Source organism: Paenibacillus sp. J22R3, from assembly GCF_056269305.1.
Map to the genome: position 1 here is coordinate 309,904 of NZ_JBWDNS010000006.1, position 16,209 is coordinate 326,112.

The 16,209-nt window shown below is 54.5% G+C and carries 15 protein-coding genes; 5 read left to right on the plus strand and 10 right to left on the minus strand.

Annotation, left to right across the window (positions count from 1 at the left end):
* Window positions 1-3: 3 nt before the first annotated feature.
* The 4 genes from AC0YN4_RS24905 to AC0YN4_RS24920 all read right to left on the minus strand — a co-directional run bounded on the left by AC0YN4_RS24905 (window position 4) and on the right by AC0YN4_RS24920 (window position 3,519).
* A complete protein-coding gene (locus AC0YN4_RS24905) occupies window positions 4-1,131 on the minus strand; it encodes a glycosyltransferase WbsX family protein (RefSeq protein ID WP_475783155.1) in 1,128 nt (375 codons plus the stop codon).
* 144 nt (window positions 1,132-1,275) lie between these two features.
* The gene (locus AC0YN4_RS24910) at window positions 1,276-2,196 is read right to left on the minus strand and encodes a helix-turn-helix domain-containing protein (protein WP_475837056.1); all 921 of its coding nucleotides are present in this window, start codon (window positions 2,194-2,196) and stop codon (window positions 1,276-1,278) included.
* Window positions 2,197-2,257: 61 nt separating this feature from the next.
* Window positions 2,258-3,097, minus strand: coding sequence for a sulfite exporter TauE/SafE family protein (locus tag AC0YN4_RS24915; RefSeq protein WP_475783157.1), 840 nt, complete (start codon window positions 3,095-3,097; stop codon window positions 2,258-2,260).
* 128 nt (window positions 3,098-3,225) lie between these two features.
* Window positions 3,226-3,519 (minus strand): hypothetical protein, encoded by a 294-nt coding sequence (locus AC0YN4_RS24920; protein ID WP_475783158.1) that lies wholly within the window; start codon window positions 3,517-3,519, stop codon window positions 3,226-3,228.
* A 219-nt stretch (window positions 3,520-3,738) separates the two neighbouring features.
* Here AC0YN4_RS24920 and AC0YN4_RS24925 point away from each other — a divergent pair, with 219 nt between their 5' ends.
* The gene (locus AC0YN4_RS24925) at window positions 3,739-3,870 is read left to right on the plus strand and encodes a DUF4023 domain-containing protein (RefSeq protein WP_090980254.1); all 132 of its coding nucleotides are present in this window, start codon (window positions 3,739-3,741) and stop codon (window positions 3,868-3,870) included.
* A 529-nt stretch (window positions 3,871-4,399) separates the two neighbouring features.
* Here the strand turns inward: AC0YN4_RS24925 and AC0YN4_RS24930 are convergent.
* The 3 genes from AC0YN4_RS24930 to AC0YN4_RS24940 all read right to left on the minus strand — a co-directional run bounded on the left by AC0YN4_RS24930 (window position 4,400) and on the right by AC0YN4_RS24940 (window position 7,467).
* Window positions 4,400-6,019 carry a flavin monoamine oxidase family protein gene (locus AC0YN4_RS24930; protein ID WP_475837057.1) on the minus strand — a complete coding sequence of 540 codons (1,620 nt, stop codon included), beginning with the start codon at window positions 6,017-6,019 and terminating at the stop codon, window positions 4,400-4,402.
* A 150-nt stretch (window positions 6,020-6,169) separates the two neighbouring features.
* Window positions 6,170-6,448: a hypothetical protein gene (locus AC0YN4_RS24935; RefSeq protein ID WP_090980258.1), complete on the minus strand. Its 279-nt coding sequence runs from the start codon at window positions 6,446-6,448 to the stop codon at window positions 6,170-6,172.
* A gap of 53 nt (window positions 6,449-6,501) precedes the next feature.
* Window positions 6,502-7,467, minus strand: a complete 966-nt coding sequence (locus tag AC0YN4_RS24940) for a quinone oxidoreductase family protein (RefSeq protein WP_475783160.1) — start codon at window positions 7,465-7,467, stop codon at window positions 6,502-6,504.
* 578 nt (window positions 7,468-8,045) lie between these two features.
* On the opposite strand from AC0YN4_RS24940, the gene AC0YN4_RS24945 reads away from it, so the two are divergent.
* Window positions 8,046-8,741, plus strand: coding sequence for a futalosine hydrolase (locus tag AC0YN4_RS24945; RefSeq protein ID WP_475783325.1), 696 nt, complete (start codon window positions 8,046-8,048; stop codon window positions 8,739-8,741).
* A 2-nt stretch (window positions 8,742-8,743) separates the two neighbouring features.
* Window positions 8,744-9,577: a 1,4-dihydroxy-6-naphthoate synthase gene (locus AC0YN4_RS24950; protein WP_475783326.1), complete on the plus strand. Its 834-nt coding sequence runs from the start codon at window positions 8,744-8,746 to the stop codon at window positions 9,575-9,577.
* A gap of 622 nt (window positions 9,578-10,199) precedes the next feature.
* Here AC0YN4_RS24950 and AC0YN4_RS24955 read toward each other — a convergent pair.
* The gene (locus AC0YN4_RS24955) at window positions 10,200-11,060 is read right to left on the minus strand and encodes an MBL fold metallo-hydrolase (RefSeq protein ID WP_475783161.1); all 861 of its coding nucleotides are present in this window, start codon (window positions 11,058-11,060) and stop codon (window positions 10,200-10,202) included.
* Window positions 11,061-11,181: 121 nt separating this feature from the next.
* On the minus strand, window positions 11,182-12,219 hold the full coding sequence (gene desA, locus AC0YN4_RS24960) for a Delta(5) desaturase DesA (protein WP_475783162.1): 1,038 nt from the start codon (window positions 12,217-12,219) through the stop codon (window positions 11,182-11,184).
* A gap of 119 nt (window positions 12,220-12,338) precedes the next feature.
* Between desA and AC0YN4_RS24965 the strand changes: the two genes are divergently transcribed.
* On the plus strand, window positions 12,339-13,274 hold the full coding sequence (locus tag AC0YN4_RS24965; protein WP_475783163.1) for an NAD(P)/FAD-dependent oxidoreductase: 936 nt from the start codon (window positions 12,339-12,341) through the stop codon (window positions 13,272-13,274).
* Window positions 13,275-13,370: 96 nt separating this feature from the next.
* On the opposite strand, the gene AC0YN4_RS24970 is transcribed toward AC0YN4_RS24965, so the two are convergent.
* Window positions 13,371-14,816 (minus strand): DEAD/DEAH box helicase, encoded by a 1,446-nt coding sequence (locus AC0YN4_RS24970; protein ID WP_475837058.1) that lies wholly within the window; start codon window positions 14,814-14,816, stop codon window positions 13,371-13,373.
* A 117-nt stretch (window positions 14,817-14,933) separates the two neighbouring features.
* On the opposite strand from AC0YN4_RS24970, the gene AC0YN4_RS24975 reads away from it, so the two are divergent.
* Window positions 14,934-16,172, plus strand: coding sequence for a helix-turn-helix domain-containing protein (locus AC0YN4_RS24975; protein ID WP_475783165.1), 1,239 nt, complete (start codon window positions 14,934-14,936; stop codon window positions 16,170-16,172).
* The last annotated feature ends 37 nt before the right edge of the window (window positions 16,173-16,209 follow it).

Consider the following 16,209-nt stretch of genomic DNA (forward strand, 5'->3'; position numbering starts at 1 on the left):
CGCTCAGCCAAACACGCGCTTGATCGCTTCCAGATAGGCCATCCCGTTCTTCGTATCCGGCTCCAAGTAGCTGCCTTCCGTCCACTCGTTCCACGCGTTAACCGTAAATGCCGGGAATCCATTCAGCTCTTGGGAGAGGAACTGCTTCATCCTCACCAGCGACAGCTCAAACTGCGCCGGAGTGTTGCCGGACAGCATGCCCATATACGGATAGCCCAGATTCTCATACCCATCGGATTGTACCGTCCTTGGCGAAGAGTCCCAGCCCATCGTCACATTCGGCAAATAAGGCAAGCCGTACATCGCGGAGAATTTCGACCAATCCTCAGTTGACTTCACGCTGATCTCAGCATAAGGCGTCTCCGGAAACGTCTGGAGCTCCTGATGGTGAATCCATACATACGAGGATATGCTGTCTATTCCCAGCGCAGCCAGAAGCTCGTTGCCGTTCGTGATCTTCTGCTCGCCGGGGAGAATCTGTACGCCCCATACGACTGCATTTACATGCAGCTCGCCGAGTCCTGCCGCACGAACCCGAGTACGGAAATCATCAAGCGCCTCTCTTGTCGCCTCGATGCTGCCGAGCCCTTTGACCAAGCTCATCAGCTCGTACACCGAGAAATACAGCTTACCATCCACACGCCAGTAATTCGGCCGAGTGAAGTACGTCCGGATCATGTGATCGGTTGCCTGTGTAAAGGCTTCACGGCTAACCGTGCCTTGCGCCAGAATATTATACGGCGTGCTCCGCTGAGCCGGATGGATATCCATCCAATCATGGTTCGCCCACATCAAGGCAAATTTCAATCGGCTGTTGTTGTCCGCGCCAAGAAAACCTTCCTCCAGCGCACGATCCAAATACGGCCCATCCTCATACCAATACCAATCAAATATAAACGTGTCGACGCCATGGTCGGCAGCGGCGTCAATTTTGCGCGACATGACGGCAGGGTCTGCTTCATCCTCGTAGCCCCACAGCGGCACTTTCGGCTGGTCGTGTCCTGCAAAACGCGGCTCGGCGCGCTTCGTGAGCTCCCACTCCGTCCACCCTTTACCATGCCAAGCTTCATTGCGCTTATCCACGTGATAGTTCGGAAAATAATACACGGCTACTTCAACTGGTTTACTCATCGTATCAATCGGCCTCCAAACGAATAAAGGATCATCTGCTAGGTCCATCCTACCCCAGCTGCGATGATCCTGTATTTGGAGCGCAGGCGTTAGTTTTTGCACAAAAAGCGAAAGGGCGGATGGGCGGGTCATCGCAAGCCGCTTCTAAGGAGTTCCGCTCAAGGAATCTCCGTACGCCCGCGGCGGCATCCCTTCCAGCTTCTTGAAGAGGCGGCTAAAATAATGCAGATCCTCATAACCGCACAACGCCGCAATTTCGCCAACGGATAATTCTCCCTGGTGCAGCAGCTCTTTGGCGCGCTCCATCCGAAACCGCGCCAAGTAGCGCGTCCACGAGAGGCCGGTCGCTTGTTTGAACAGTGTCCGGGCATACTTAGCCGTCATGCCATAGCTGCGTACAATGCCGTCGATGTCGATCTCCGTGCGATAGCCTTGACGCATCAGCTCAATCATTTCCGCAATCATCGCCTTATGGGGGCTGTCCTGTTTGATCCCCTCGGAAGTGTGCGTATCCGCTAGCAGCAGCCCGATCACATCGAGCAGACAGGCGCGCATCCGCACCTGATAGCCGAATGGTTTGCGGGTGAACAGATCCAGCAGCTCCGCGAACCGTTCGCCGAATCGATGAGCGTGCGCTCCGGAATGGTGCACAGCCGGCAGCTCGAAATCAGTGAACTGCAGCGTCTGTCGCTCCAGCAGCTCCTCCTGCACCGGAACCTCGGGTAGATTCGCATAATCCACTTTTACATATACATCATCGGAGAAATCCTGCTCCCGGCCCAGATAGATCGGGTCGAAGTGGCAGGCATAATAAGCGAAGGAACCACCTTCCGTCACCCGGCACGCATTAAGTGTGAGTGGCGGAATGATATGCAGATCGCCTGCTCGCAGCACATAGTCCACATCGCCGAGCGTGTAGCAAGCACTGCCTTTTGTTACGTAAATAAACTCGTAGTCGTAAATCACTCTGCGCGGCACGCGGTAGTGCTCATCGCCTTCATTGTAGTGAATATACCGCACGTATGGGGCCAGCTGCAGCAGGCCGATCGGTATAGGTTGCGACATGCAGCGATGCCTCCCGGTACAATAGGATAATTATAGTATAGGTGATCTATGGCGGTAGTTGCTAAGTCAAAATCATACGCATAGCAAACAACGCGAGCGCCGCGCACATGATGCGAATGAGCAGCTTGCTGCCGATTTTGCGCGAGATAATCGCTCCAACATAACCGCCAATCAGCGCCCCTGGCGCAAGCGGCAGCACAAGCTGCCAGTCCCACTCGCCGCGATACAGATGCATGCCGCTGCCGAACAGTGCCGAAACCAAGATGACGGACATCGACGTCGCCGTCGCGATATGCGGCGGAAACCGGAATAGCAGCACCATGGCCGGAATAAGCAGCACGCCTCCTCCGATGCCAAGCAATCCGGAGATTAGGCCAACTCCTCCTCCGATGAGCAGAGCAGGCAGCATGCTGTAACCATATTCGAGCTGCGCTCCGTTTCCGTCTATGTAGGACGTTGTGTATCGCCATGTTCCGCGAAACGGTTTGATGCGGCTGCGAAGCAGCAGCAGTACGACCATGAACAGCATGAAATAGCCGAACGCTCGGCGGAAAACATCCGGCTCAAACAGCGATGTCAAGCTGGCGCCGACCACCGACATGGGACCGCTTGAGATGGAGAAGAAGAGCGCGCAGCGAAGATCGGTTTTGCCCTCTCTATAGAACGTGATCGTCGAAGTCAGCGAAGTAAATACGAGTACGCCAAGCGACACGCCGACCGCCAGCGTTGTATCGATGTCCATGCCCAGCATGGACGGACCGAGCAGCAGCAGCGCAGGTATAATGATCACGCCGCCTCCGAGACCGACGACGGCACCGAAGGTCGAAGCGACTAATCCCAGTACGAACAGAACAAGCAGTGTGGGCACGTCCCACATGAAACCATTAAGAGCCAGAGTCATGACGCGTGTTTACCCTCATTTCGGTGTTGTAGCCTCTGCCTCCTATTATACAAAAATAAGAGCTCCCCCGCGTCCATGAACAGACACTCGGGAAAGCCCTTATTGTTTATAAGAAATGATGGATATCATTATTCCGTCGCTTCACCTTCCGCTGCTTCTTCTTCGGCAGCAGCTTCTTCCGCAACTTCCTCGGATTCTTCAGCTTCTACAGCTGCTTCTTCTTCAGAAGATGCTTCTTCTTCAGATGCTTCTTCCTCGGATTCTTCTGCCGCTTCCTCAGCTTCTTCAGCTGCTTCTTCGGCTTCCTCGGATGCTTCAGCCGCTGCTTCTTCTGCAGCTTCTTCGCTAGCTGCAGCTACTTCCTCTGCTGCTTCCAGCTCGCTTGAAATTTCTTCTGAAATTACCTCTTCCTCATGGCTCATAGTAATCACCTCCTGGGTTGTTGTTACTATTATTGTAGCGCTTTCATAGAAGGAAACAAGAGTGTAAAATGTCGGAAAATAGCAGTTGCAAAATTTATTTTACGATATTCATAGATTGTGACGAAAAGGCGCAAAAACTACGTAAAATAGGCGTTTCTTGCATGTTTGCGGCAGGGTCTGGTCAGACTAAATGAGGCGAATTCCGAAGGAGGTAACCACATGGATCAAACGAGCGATTTCGTGAACAAGGTGCACGATACGCAGGCCAAAGCCGAAGGCAACAAACAGCGCCAGGGCAAGGGTGCCCCGGCCAAACAGCTGGGTAACAAACAGCACGCCACGAACAAGTAGCCTCGGGCGGTTTGGACAGGAAAAAGGCGGTGCAGGTGTATTCCTGCACCGCCTTTTTGGGCTGGCTTCGTATTCGACTACCATGTAGACCCCTGGGTTAGCTTCATGCACGAAATTTGCTGCATTTGCTATCATGTAGATCTCAGGACGCGCTACTTGAGCCATATTTGCCGGATTCGCTGTAATGTGGATCTGTAGGTGGGCTTCTTGTGACGGAATGAGTGCTTTCGCAGCCATGTGGACCTCTAGGTGGGCTTCTTGAGCTAATTTCGCTAATTTCTCAGCCATGTGGACCTCTAGGTTAGCTTCTTTAGTTGCTCTGCGTGCTACTCTTGCTCGTTGCCACCACTTTTCGGAGGATGTGTGGTTCTGGGTACTACTCTTTACTCGTTCGCGCCGACTTTCGGCGGATGTGTGGTTCTGGGTACTACTCTTTACTCGTTCCCGCCGACTTTCGGCGGATGTGTGGTTCTGGGGGCTACTCTTTGCTCGTTGCCACCGCTTGCGCGCGGATGTGTGGTTCTGGATGCTACTCTTCGCTCTCGTCCGCCGCCCGCAGCGCTTCCATGATCTCCTCTGCGGCGCGCTGGCCGGTTTCGACGGCGCCGTTCATGTAGCCTTGGAAGACGACGGAGGTGTGTTCTCCGGCAAAATGGCAGGCGCCTTTGCTGCCCTCGCGCTCCCCTTCGATGCCCGTAAACTTGGTGTACTGCCCCACCTTGCGGTAAGCGTACGAACCGAGCGAGAAGGGATTGCCCGGCCAGTAGTCGCGCGTCACCTTGCCGTTCCAGCGCTGTGTCATACCGGGTATCACCGCCTCCAACTGATGCAGGAACTGCTGCGCTCGCTCCGGCAGCGAGCCGAGGTTCATCCCCTCTGCCACATTACCCCCAGTGTACGCAACCAGAATACCCGATTTACCTGGCTGACCGCGGGTGACATCGAATGTATTTTGATACCCGCCGTCTGTGATGGTGTCGCCGTTACAGCCGGTCGAAGTCCAGTGGCGGTCGGTGAATTGTACATGAAGCTTGCTGTTTGCCCCCATGCCGAGCTCTTCGATCGCTGCAAGCTTGAGCGGCCGAAACCCCGCCTTGCTGTAATCCACGGAACTGCGCAGTATCGAGAACGGGATCGTGAGCACCACATGCTCCGCTGCCACCTCATGCGTACCGCTCCGATCCTGCAGGGTCAGCCGGTAGCTGCCATCTGCCGCCTCCGCAATCGCGATTAACCGGCAGCCGCGCTGCAAGGTGCCCGGCGCAAGCCTGTCCATCAGCCGATGCGCGATTTGATCGTTCCCCCCGCGCACATGGTACCGCTCATCCGACACGCCGAACACGCTAAACTTCTCCCCTTCCGGGATGTAATCGTGCAGATACAGGAAATTCAAGGCGCTTTGCTGCGAGGACTCCGCCCCGTACTCGATGTTGCAGGCAATATCGATCAGCTTCCCAAACTTCGAAAGCTTGCCGCCGGGCACACTTTCTTCAATCCAATCCACCACCGACATCCGGTCGAGCTCAAGCCCCCGCGGCGTATATTGGTTATACATTGTCGGAAATCCGGCCGCCTTCAAGTCCGCATTCAGCTTCGGCACTACCGCCTGGAAGTCTCGCGTCGCGTCCGCCAGCGTGTAAGGCGCGCCGTCAAAGTAATAGCAAGGCTCCGTACCCCCCACCTCAGCAGCCAGCAAATCATTCAGCGCAAGCCCAAGCTCCTCAATCAGCCCGCGCAACGCAACATGACCGGTATCAATCAGCATACCGCCGCGCTCAATCGACTGCCCATCGTCAAAAGCGCCGCGCCGGGTGTCCACGCGGCCGGGAATCTTTTTATGATCAGCCTCGAACACTACCGGTGTGAAGCCTGCCTGCTCCAGCCGATATGCGCATGTCAGACCAGCGAGGCCGCCTCCAATAATGGCAATTCGGGATGCGAGTACAGAGCGTGAAGCTTGTACCGGGGGATGAAAAGGGGAAGTAACAGGCTCGGCATGAGGCAGTGCGAGCGGATGGGCGGCTTTTCTTTTCCATTCGTATATGACTTGTTCAAAAGGGATTTTTCTCTGGTTAGCCTCTTCAAGAACGACATACATGTCTTTAAATAATCGAGCCAGCGCGGTATGAGGCATACGATCCTCCTTCATGGACTGTTCCACTATCTTTCTATCAATCTAGTACTATGTATGTGCAGTCCGAATGGAAGAGGAAACGGCGCTCTGCGATTTTCCGCGCACAACAAAGAAGCCCACAACTCTTAAGCAAGAGTCATGGGCCTCAGCCTCGTTTAGATACCTTTAGTCGATATAGCCGGCAATGCCTTTATCCATCAAATATTCCATCTCAACGTCCAAAATCGTTTCCACCGTCAGCTCGTCCAGCTTCAGCCCCGGCCGGCTCAAAATATAATCCACCAGCTCGTCGCTGTCGATATTCACTTCGCCATTCTTATCTTCTTGCGCGTTGTTGATAAACGTCTGCTCATGCTGCAGCACTTGCTCGATGCTGCTCGGTGCAGCTTTTGTTTTACCGGCGATGAACTGAACCATCTCTTGCATGTTGATTTCTTCACTCATGTGGGGTCAACTCCTAGTCGGGTAATTGTGGTAAAACCATTGTATCATCACAGTTAGGGAATCAGCAAAATTTTGCCCGTACTCGCACGGCTCTCCAGATAGCGATGGGCCTCAGCGCCATCGGCAAGCGGGAATGTTGTGGGCTCCGATAGGCGAAGCCTGCCCTCCAGCATATCCGCAAACAACGTTCTACCGCGCCTGCTGCGTTCTTCGGCTGATGTGATGTGGTTCCAGAGATCGCCGCCGGTTAGGGTTTTGCTCGTATCCATCAGCATCCGCGGATCAACCGGTGCCGGATCGCCTCCTGCCATTCCGAAGAAAACGACCGTACCTTTGATCCGAACCGCTTTAAAGCTGTCCATCAACGTAGAACCTACGGAATCGTAAGCCACATTGAAGCCTGCAGACGAAGACCATTTTAACACGTCACTCACCCAATCTGTGTTATACAGGAACACCTCGTCGGCCCCTGCCTCGAGCGCTGCATCACGTTTCTCCGGGCTGGATGTCAAGCCGACGACCTGAGCTCCTCTAGCCTTGCATAATTGAATGAGCAGCTGACCAACACCACCTGCCGCTGCGTGAACAAGCACCTTATCACCTTGTTTCACCACGTAGCTGTCGTTCACAAGATATTGCGCCGTCAGCCCTTGCAGCAGTACGGCTGCGGCTGCCTCGTAGCTGATGCCTTCCGGAAGCTTGATGACTCGGTCAGCAGGCACAAGGACAAGCTCCGCATTCGCATGCGGTACATCCGCGAACCCGACGCGGTCTCCGACTTGAATGCCCTCCACATCAGAAGCAACCTCCTCGACCACGCCAGCTCCCTCATAACCCAGTATGTAAGGCGGCTCACCGACCAGATGGTAGTTACCGCGCCGCCGATAGATATCCGCATAATTGAGACCGATCGCTTGTGTGCGAACTTTTATAGTGCCTTCCTGAAGCGCCGGCTCCGGGATATTTTGAAGGGTCAGCACCTCCGGCCCTCCGAATGTATGGAAAACTAATGCTTTCATATTGTTGTCTGTCACCTCGCCATGGATTCAACCTCTAGCTTACTCTTAACGCGTGCTCGTCTCAAGTTGGCCCAACTAAAGCGGAACCCCCTCGCTTAGGATATCCTCCGAAAAAATGATACAATACCTCTACAGTAACGTTCGGTCTATACCGTTTCAGCGTGAGTAAGGGGATGTTCATGGTGATGCCAAGCAATGGGAGCAGTGGGAGCAGTGGGAGCAATGAAATATATAGGGAAAAGATAGAGGAAGATGCTCGTCGCATTTTAATTGTGACGGCTGTCGATGCCGAGCGAGACGCCGTGCTGCGCGGGCTCGGCCCGGAGGCGGCGCAGTTTCACGTGATCGCCGCGGGTGTTGGCCCGTCGGCGGCCGCAGCCGTAACGGCGGCGACGCTGGCGCTGGGTGGCGGCGCGGGTACGGCGCGGACGAGCATTGCCGAGGATAGCGCCGCGACTGCGAGCTCCATTCCGGCGAGCATAGACGCCGGTGGAGCGAGTTCCGCCGAGGCTGGCGGCCGAGCGGCTAGCGCGGACGCTGCTGCAGGGAGCGCGCGTGGCGCTGAAAGCGGGAGCTCCATTCCGGCGAGCATAGACGCCGGTGGAGCGAGTTCCGCTGAGGCTGGCGGCCGAGCGGCCAGCGCGGACGCTGCTGCAGGGAGCGCGCGTGGCGCTGAAAGCGGGAGCTCAGCCGGCTCGGCGAGCTTCGGCGATGGCGCAAGCGCCGCCGAGTCGGCGGCCGGCTTCGCTGGCAAGAGCAGCGCCGGCGCGACCACGGGCGGGTACCGCCTGGTCGTCAGCGCAGGCATCGCCGGCGGCTTCGCCGGGCGGGCCGCGCTCGGCTCGCTTGTGGTCGCGAGCGAGATCATCGCCGCCGACCTAGGCGTCGAGACCCCGGGCGGCTTCGCCAGCGTAGATGAGCTCGGTTTCGGCTCATCCCGCTCCGGGGTCTGCGCGCGCAGCGCGAGCGCTTTGGCCGCGGCGCTTAGCGCGGCCGGTCTGCCGGTTGTCACGGGGCCGGTGCTCACCGTGACAACGGCAACAGGCACTGCCGCCACAGCGGCGGAGCATGTGCGGCGAGTGCCGGAAGCCGCAGCCGAAGCGATGGAAGGCTTCGGCGTGGCAAGCGCAGCCCGGCACTTCGGCGTGCCGGTGCTGGAGCTGCGCGCGATCTCGAACGCGGTCGGCCCGCGTGACCGCGAAGCGTGGCGCATCGGCGACGCGCTTCAAGCGCTTGAGCGCGGCAGCGCAATTCTAAAGGAGGTGCTCCAATGACAATGAATATAGCGTTCTCTCCATGTCCGAACGATACCTTTGTATTCCACGCCTTGGTGCACGGATTGATTCCGGGGGCACCGGAGTTTGATGTGACCTACGCGGATATCGATATTACGAACAATTGGGCGGCGAAAGGCGCCGGTCCCGAGATACTCAAAATCTCCTACGCCGCACTGCCATGGGTGCTCGATGATTACGCTCTGCTGCCTTGCGGCGGCGCACTAGGCCGCGGATGCGGTCCACTCGTGCTGACCAAAGGCGAAGCAGGCAATCCGGCTGCGCTCGCAGGCAAACGAATTGCCGTGCCAAGCGATCGCTCGACTGCTTACCTGCTCTTCCGTCTGTGGGCGGCACAGCTTGTCCCTGACGGTAATATGGAAATCGTCGTCATGCCCTTCCATGAAATCATGCCCGCGGTCAGAGACGGCTCCATCGACGCGGGTCTCGTCATCCATGAAGCCCGCTTCACCTATCAGAACTACGGTCTCAACATGATGGCTGACCTTGGCAGCTGGTGGGAATCCGATACCGGTCTGCCTATTCCGCTCGGCGCCATTATCGTCCGCCGTTCCCTCGATGCAGCATCGCTCACATCGTGGATCCGTGCCTCGGTCGAATACGCCTGGGAACATCCTGAAGAGTCTGCTGCTTATGTCATGCAGCATGCGCAGGAGATGTCGCCGGACGTTGCCAAGCAGCACATCGCGCTGTATGTCAACGACTACTCGGCGAGCCTCGGCGAAAGCGGCTATGCCGCCGTCGAAGCACTCCTCGGACGAGCTGCCGAAGAAGGCCTTGTGCCGACATTCGACCTAGCCAAGCTTCGCCTCTAAACTCACAAAAACAAGAGCTGCCCCAAAAGTATCCGACTTTTGGGGCAGCTCTTGTTTTGCATGATCATTTTCATAAAGTGGCTAGAGTCCACTCAGGAAATGTTGCAGAAAATGCAGCATTCCACCCCTCTAAGTGGCCTCAAACGTCCCAATGTTGCAGATTATGCAACATATTAACTCTTATAGCAGCAATGAGGCGCTCGGAGAAGAAAATGTTGCATATAGCGCAACATTCCCTCAATGAGACCTCATTTCCGTAAAAAATGTTGCATGAAATGCAGCATTTCAAAACCGACCCGTAGCAGCTTGCCACAAGCGAGCATTGGGGTCCGAGTTGCCGGGGTGTTGCGTTGTTGAGCTATTTTATTGCTGGGTTACCGGTTATGGTGTTGTTGAGCTAGTTATTACTGAGTTTACCGGGTATGGAGCTGTTGAGCTACTATTACTGGGTTTCCCAGTTTCCCAGTATGGCCTTGTTGAGCTACTTATTGCCGGGTTACCGGTTATGGTGTTGTTGAGCTACTTATTGCTGAGTTTACCGGGTATGGAGCTGTTGAGCTACTTATTGCTGGGCTGCCGAGTGTTGCGTTGTTGAGCTGCTTTAATGCTATGTTGCTGGGTATTAGGTGGCTGGGTTACCCAGATTGCTACCCCTTCCCCCAGCCCCAAGCTCCCGCTCCAACAATTGCTGATTGCCCAGATGGAACTTGCGCAAATTGCGAGGGAACAGGCAGCCTTCAATCAGCGCATCGATAGCGGCCTGATCTCCTGCAGCGACGGCTTCCCGCATCGCCGCTATGTATGCAAAATCCGCCGTTTGACGGCGTTTCATCTCCTCCACATCCATGGTCGAGTTCCCGTGACCCGGGATCAACCGCACGATGGAATGTGCAGCCAAGATCGTATCCAGCTTGCGGATGCTCGCTTCGTACAATGTGCTGCTGAAATAGATATAAGGAAACTCAATATCCGACCAATAATCACCGGCAAGCAGCAGCCCAAGCGGCTCCACCACCGTGTACATGCCATCATCATTGTGCCCCGGCGACAGATAGAAAGTCAGCTTCGTTTCGCCGGCCAGCCGCAACACCTGACCATCGTACTCCGCTCGGTGCTGCACAACCGGATAAGCGATCTCATAGTCACGCTCCAAATAGTAGCTGTCCTCGAAGTCCCGAATTTGCTCGAGAATAGCATCCTTCTCAGCCGCATTCTTATCCGCCAGCGCAGCAGATGCAATCACTTGCGCATCCGGAAAAGCCCCGTATCCGATAATATGATCGTAATCCGAGTGCGTGAACAACACATATTTCGGTCTTCCACCTGCCACCTCTTCGGCATATTGCTTGATCTCTTCTACCTCATGAGGCAGCCAGCACGGGTCGACGATAATAATGGCATCCTCGGTCTCAATGACGGCCGACATCGTTTTATACAGCGCACTCTCAAACAGCGTCAGCGCCCCGTCTTTTAGTTTAATCATAACAACCGCAGCCTCCCTAATTGGTCCCGAATTTATTACGATGTATTTCACCGCAATCCCACCTATAAACAAACAATCGCCCTCCAACCTAAGCTTGGAGAGCGACCCATCTCTATTTCGATTATAATTCAGCAGCGGCAGTAGCAGTAGTTGTCTTCGCAATCTGCATAAGCCGCTTCATATCGCGAAACCCGATTAATCTCTTGCTGGGCTCATGCCACAAACGGAAATTAAGCGAGCTCAAGCTCGTAAGAATCGTAATCGTTCTAACATCCTGCATACGCGGGTTCGTCTCATGAACCGCTTCCAAGTTATAGTTTGGAATCCGAGGGCTTAAATGGTGGATATGATGGAACCCGATGTTGCCCGTGATCCAGTGCAGAATACGCGGCAATTTATAATAAGAGCTGCCATGCATGGCGGCCTTCACGAAGTCCCATTCGGCATCCGCCTCATAATACGACTCCTCGAATTGATGCTGCACATAAAACAACCAAATCCCCGCAATACTTGAGATAAAGAAGATCGTACCCTGAATCAGAAGAAATGCCTGCCAGCCAACAGCCCAGCAAAGCAGGGCAGCTACAGCTACAATTCCGGCATTCGTGATATACGTGTTTATCCGCTCTTTCGTGCTCGCCCGTTTGCGATTGAAACGATAATCGATCAAGAAGATGTAAATCGGGCCAATCGTAAACATAATAAATGGATTGCGATACAACCGATACACGAGTCGGCGCAGCGGTGAAGCGCTCAAATATTCGTCAACTGTCAGCGTCCAAATATCTCCCGTACCTCGACGATCGAGGTTGCCGCAAGTCGCATGATGGACTGTGTGGCTTTGCTTCCATTGCATATAAGGGACATAAGTCATGATGCCCGTAATGGTGCCGACGATATCATTGGCTTTACGATTTTTGAAAAATGACTTGTGACAGCAATCATGGAAAATAATAAAAGTCCGAACGAGAAATCCGCCTGCGATAATTGAAACACCGACTGTCAACCAAGGGGAGATGGATAAGCAGAGGTAAGCAGCGAGCCATAACAGCACTACAGGTCCGATCGTATTGATGATTTGCCAAATACTGTTCTTGAGCTTCGGTCGTTCAAATGCTGCAATTTCCTTACGCCAATGGCCTTGCTCTGCTTCTATCATTAGGTTGTTTAGTCCTCTCTCTACGCTGCTATTCTCAGTCTTATTGTATCAATAACGGTACTACGAAAGATAGGCACAAGTCGTTCCATTAATTCTTACGAACTTTAGGAGGTGCCCTGATGATTTATGACTGCATCATCATCGGCGGCGGAATCGCCGGACTGCAGGCGGCTATTCAGCTCGGGCGGTATGCGATGCACGACGTGCTCGTCATCGATTCCGATGATGGACGCTCCAAGATCTGCCGCAGCTATCGAAATCTGCTGGGATATCCAGGTGGTGTATCCGGCTATACTCTTCGACAGGCAGGTCTTGCGCAGGCGGCCGATTATGGCATCCCAGTCATAACGGATACCATTCTCGAAGCTCGCAGCATCTCCGCCAGCTTGTTTGAGCTTCACGGCAGCAAGACCGGGAGCGCGACTTACCAATCGCGGACGTTGCTGATTGCTACAGGCGTCATGGATCGGCTGCCGGATTATCCGGAGCTGCGGCCATGTCTGGGACTCACCGTATTCGTCTGCCCGGATTGTGACGGATACGAGATAAGGAATCGCAGCACGCTCGTGCTCGGAGCCGGCGACGCAGGTGCCCGCATGGCGCTCACTTTGCGCACATGGACGGACAAGCTGCTCTATATCGACCAAGCACCGGAGTCGCAGACAACAAGCGCCCCCTTGCAAGAGCAGCTGGCATCCGCTTCGATCGCTTATCGGAGAGCGGAGCACCTGAGCATCAATGCCGATAGCGATGGCAATCTGCAGGGCGTCATCTTGCAGGATGGCACCCACATCGAGGCAGATCGCGCGTTTCTCGCTTATGGCGGCAATGAGGTGAGATCCTCGCTCGCCCGTCAGCTAGGCGCCAAGCTGCACGAGAACAGCCATATCTGGACCGATTCGCGAAGCAAAATGACCAGTATCCCCGGCGTCTGGGCAGCCGGTGACGTCGCCGTACATGCCGAGCAGGTGTCCATCGCAATGGGCGAAGGCGCACAAGCTGCCATCTGGATTCATAAAACATTGCTGAACATGAGGCGGCCGCAGCGGCCGTAGCCGCAGGCGACGTACGTGATCGGGCCGATGAGTTGCCTACGCCGGCCTTTCACGCCACATATCCGGATCAGCAAAGCTCCAATTCTTCAGCGAGCCTCACTTGTTCGCAATATGTACTTTAAGCAGCTTCCCTTTCACGGTCGTGTTCTTCATCGCCCGCAGGACAAGGGAACCTTTGCCGTTCAAAATCTCCACGAAGGTCGCGCTATCCTCAATCGTAATAATGCCGATATCTGCTGCAGTCATCCCTTCCAGCTTCGCGATCGTCCCGACAAAGTCCACTGTCCGCAGCTTCTTCTTCTTCCCGCCGCCAAAATACAGCTTCGTAATATCCTGACTCAGCAGCTCTCGTTTATCGAGGCGCGGCGCATCCATTGCGCTAAGCTTCTCTTCGAAGGCTTCCTTAGCTTCAGCAACCTGTGCTGCACTTGGCGGATCTGCCCGCGGCAGCTCGAAGCCGATATAGCCTTGAATATCGTCGAGGTATCTGCCCTCACTCGGCGTAGCGAACGTAATTGCGATACCGCTCTGTCCTGCGCGCCCGGTGCGGCCCGTACGATGTACGAAGTTCTCTTTGTCCATCGGCAGGTCATAGTTGATGACATGCGTAATATTCTCGATATCGATCCCGCGGGCCGCCAGATCGGTTGCCACTAGGTAGCGGAACTCCCGCCTGCGGAAGGCATGCATGACGCTGAAACGATCATTTTGCTCCATGCCTCCGTGGATTTTGTCACAGGGATATCCGCTTTGTCTTAGCATACGGCTGACCTGGTCAACTGCTTCCTGCGTGCGGCAGAAAATCATGCAGCTGTCCGGATTTTGGATCGTAGTGACTGCTTTCAGCAGCTCCGGCTTTCTCTCGTCCTTCACGATGTAGAGCGTGTGAGCAATCCGATCCGTCGTAATGCCTGCCGTTTCGATCTCGATATCAACAGGGTCCTTCATATGTCGATGGCACAGCTGCTCCACGTCCGGCGGCAGCGTTGCGGAGAACAGCAGCGTGACTCGGTCCTTGGGCAACTCTTTGATGATGGACTCCACCTGCTCGATAAATCCGCGGTTAAGCATCTCATCCGCTTCATCGATGACCAGGTAACGCAGCCGATCAACATCCAGAGTCCCGCGGTTGATATGATCCAGCACGCGCCCGGGCGTACCCGCGACGATATGGACCTTCTGCTGCAGCTCCAGCTTCTGCTGGGCGAACGGCTGCTTGCCATAAATGGCAACCGCCTTAATGCGCTTGAATCTGCCGATATTAATCAGATCCTCTTTGACCTGCCCCGCCAGCTCACGCGTTGGCGTGAGCACAAGCGCCTGCGGTCTGTTCTCCTCCCATTCCACGAGCTCGCAGATCGGAATGCCGAAGGCGGCCGTTTTGCCGCTTCCGGTCTGGGATCGAACGGTGAGGTCGCGCTGCGCGAGCACCTCCGGGATGACTTTGCTCTGAACCGGTGTCGGCTCCGTATAACCAAGATGATCTAGTGCACGAACGATTTCCTCGCTTAATGGATACGTGTGAAAAGGGTTTACTTGCATAATTGCTCCTTCGCCGAATCATTGGGATGTTACTAGTATATCCTAATTTTACCTCGATGCCGTTGTTTTGGTACAATAGCCTTACCATGAAATTGTGACAGCAGGGGGTTCATCCCAGTGCATGAAGGGAAAATCATCAAATTCTACCGCGAACGAGCAGAATTGACACAAGATCAATTGGGACTTGGCATCTGCTCGGACACCCATATCAGCAAAATCGAACGGGGCATTACCGACTACTCCCAAGAAGTGCTTGACCTGCTGTGCGTGCGGCTTGGCATCAGCATGGATTGCGAGCTGGCGAAGTTCAGCAACATCAAGAAAAGGCTGTACGACTGGCATGATGCCATCGTGAAGCAGTTATCCGCGGACATGGAAATTATCAAGGCGGAGCTCGAGCAGGAAGCGCTTCTGCGAATCTCCGAGTATGAAAAGCTTTATTTGCTGCTTCAAGCGAAGTACCTGCTGCTTAAGAATGAGGTGGAGATGGCGCTGCGCATCATCAATCGCATTCGCAAAACAGCGGAGCGGCTGCCTGACTTCGAAAGCAACCTCCTGAAGCATGTAGAAGGCATCTATCATATATCCAAGCAGAATCATGTAGAGGCCGTCGCAACGCTCAAGACCATTAACGATAAGGAATATAATAACCCGGAGTATTTCCACCATTTGGCTATGGCCTATCATACGATGAGGTCTGAGGTCATGGCCTACTTCTACGCAGAGAAAGCACGGAATTTCTTCAAAGAGATGAACTGCTTCCTCCGTGTCATCGATGCGGAGATGCTGATGCTCATTCAAGTGCAGGATGATCCGCAGCATGATTTTAAAGAAGTGATCGCACGGTTCGAGAATTTAATTCAGAGCTGCGATATGTGCAATGCGCCGGACCGAAAAGCCAAAGTCATACATAATTTAGCCTATGAGTATTTGCGTCGTAAGGAATTCAAGAAGTCGAGCGGCTTCTACAAACAATCCATGGAGCTTAAGAATCCTCGAACGCTTCCTTATTTGCTGTCGTTAGAAGGCTATCTTCGGAGCTGTTTCATGGGAGGTCTGCTGCAAGCGGAAGAGCTGGAGCGGCTGGCCCAGGCGGGCCTGACAGGCGCTAAGGCTTTAAAGGATCAAGTCTTCATCTTACTCTTCACGATGCTGCTCCTCCTGATCAATGGCAAAGAGGCGGAGTACTACCAGTATATGAACGACGAGGCGCTGCCGGTCTTTCGCAAATTCGGCTATGTGTATCTCATCAGACGGTCAGAACAGCAATTGTTTCATTATTACGCAAGAACAGGTAATGCGGAAGCAGCACTTCGAATGGGGCATTATCTTATAGAGGATCACGACATCCTCTAACTGCGCGATTCAAACAAATGACCCGCAGCAGGAAACA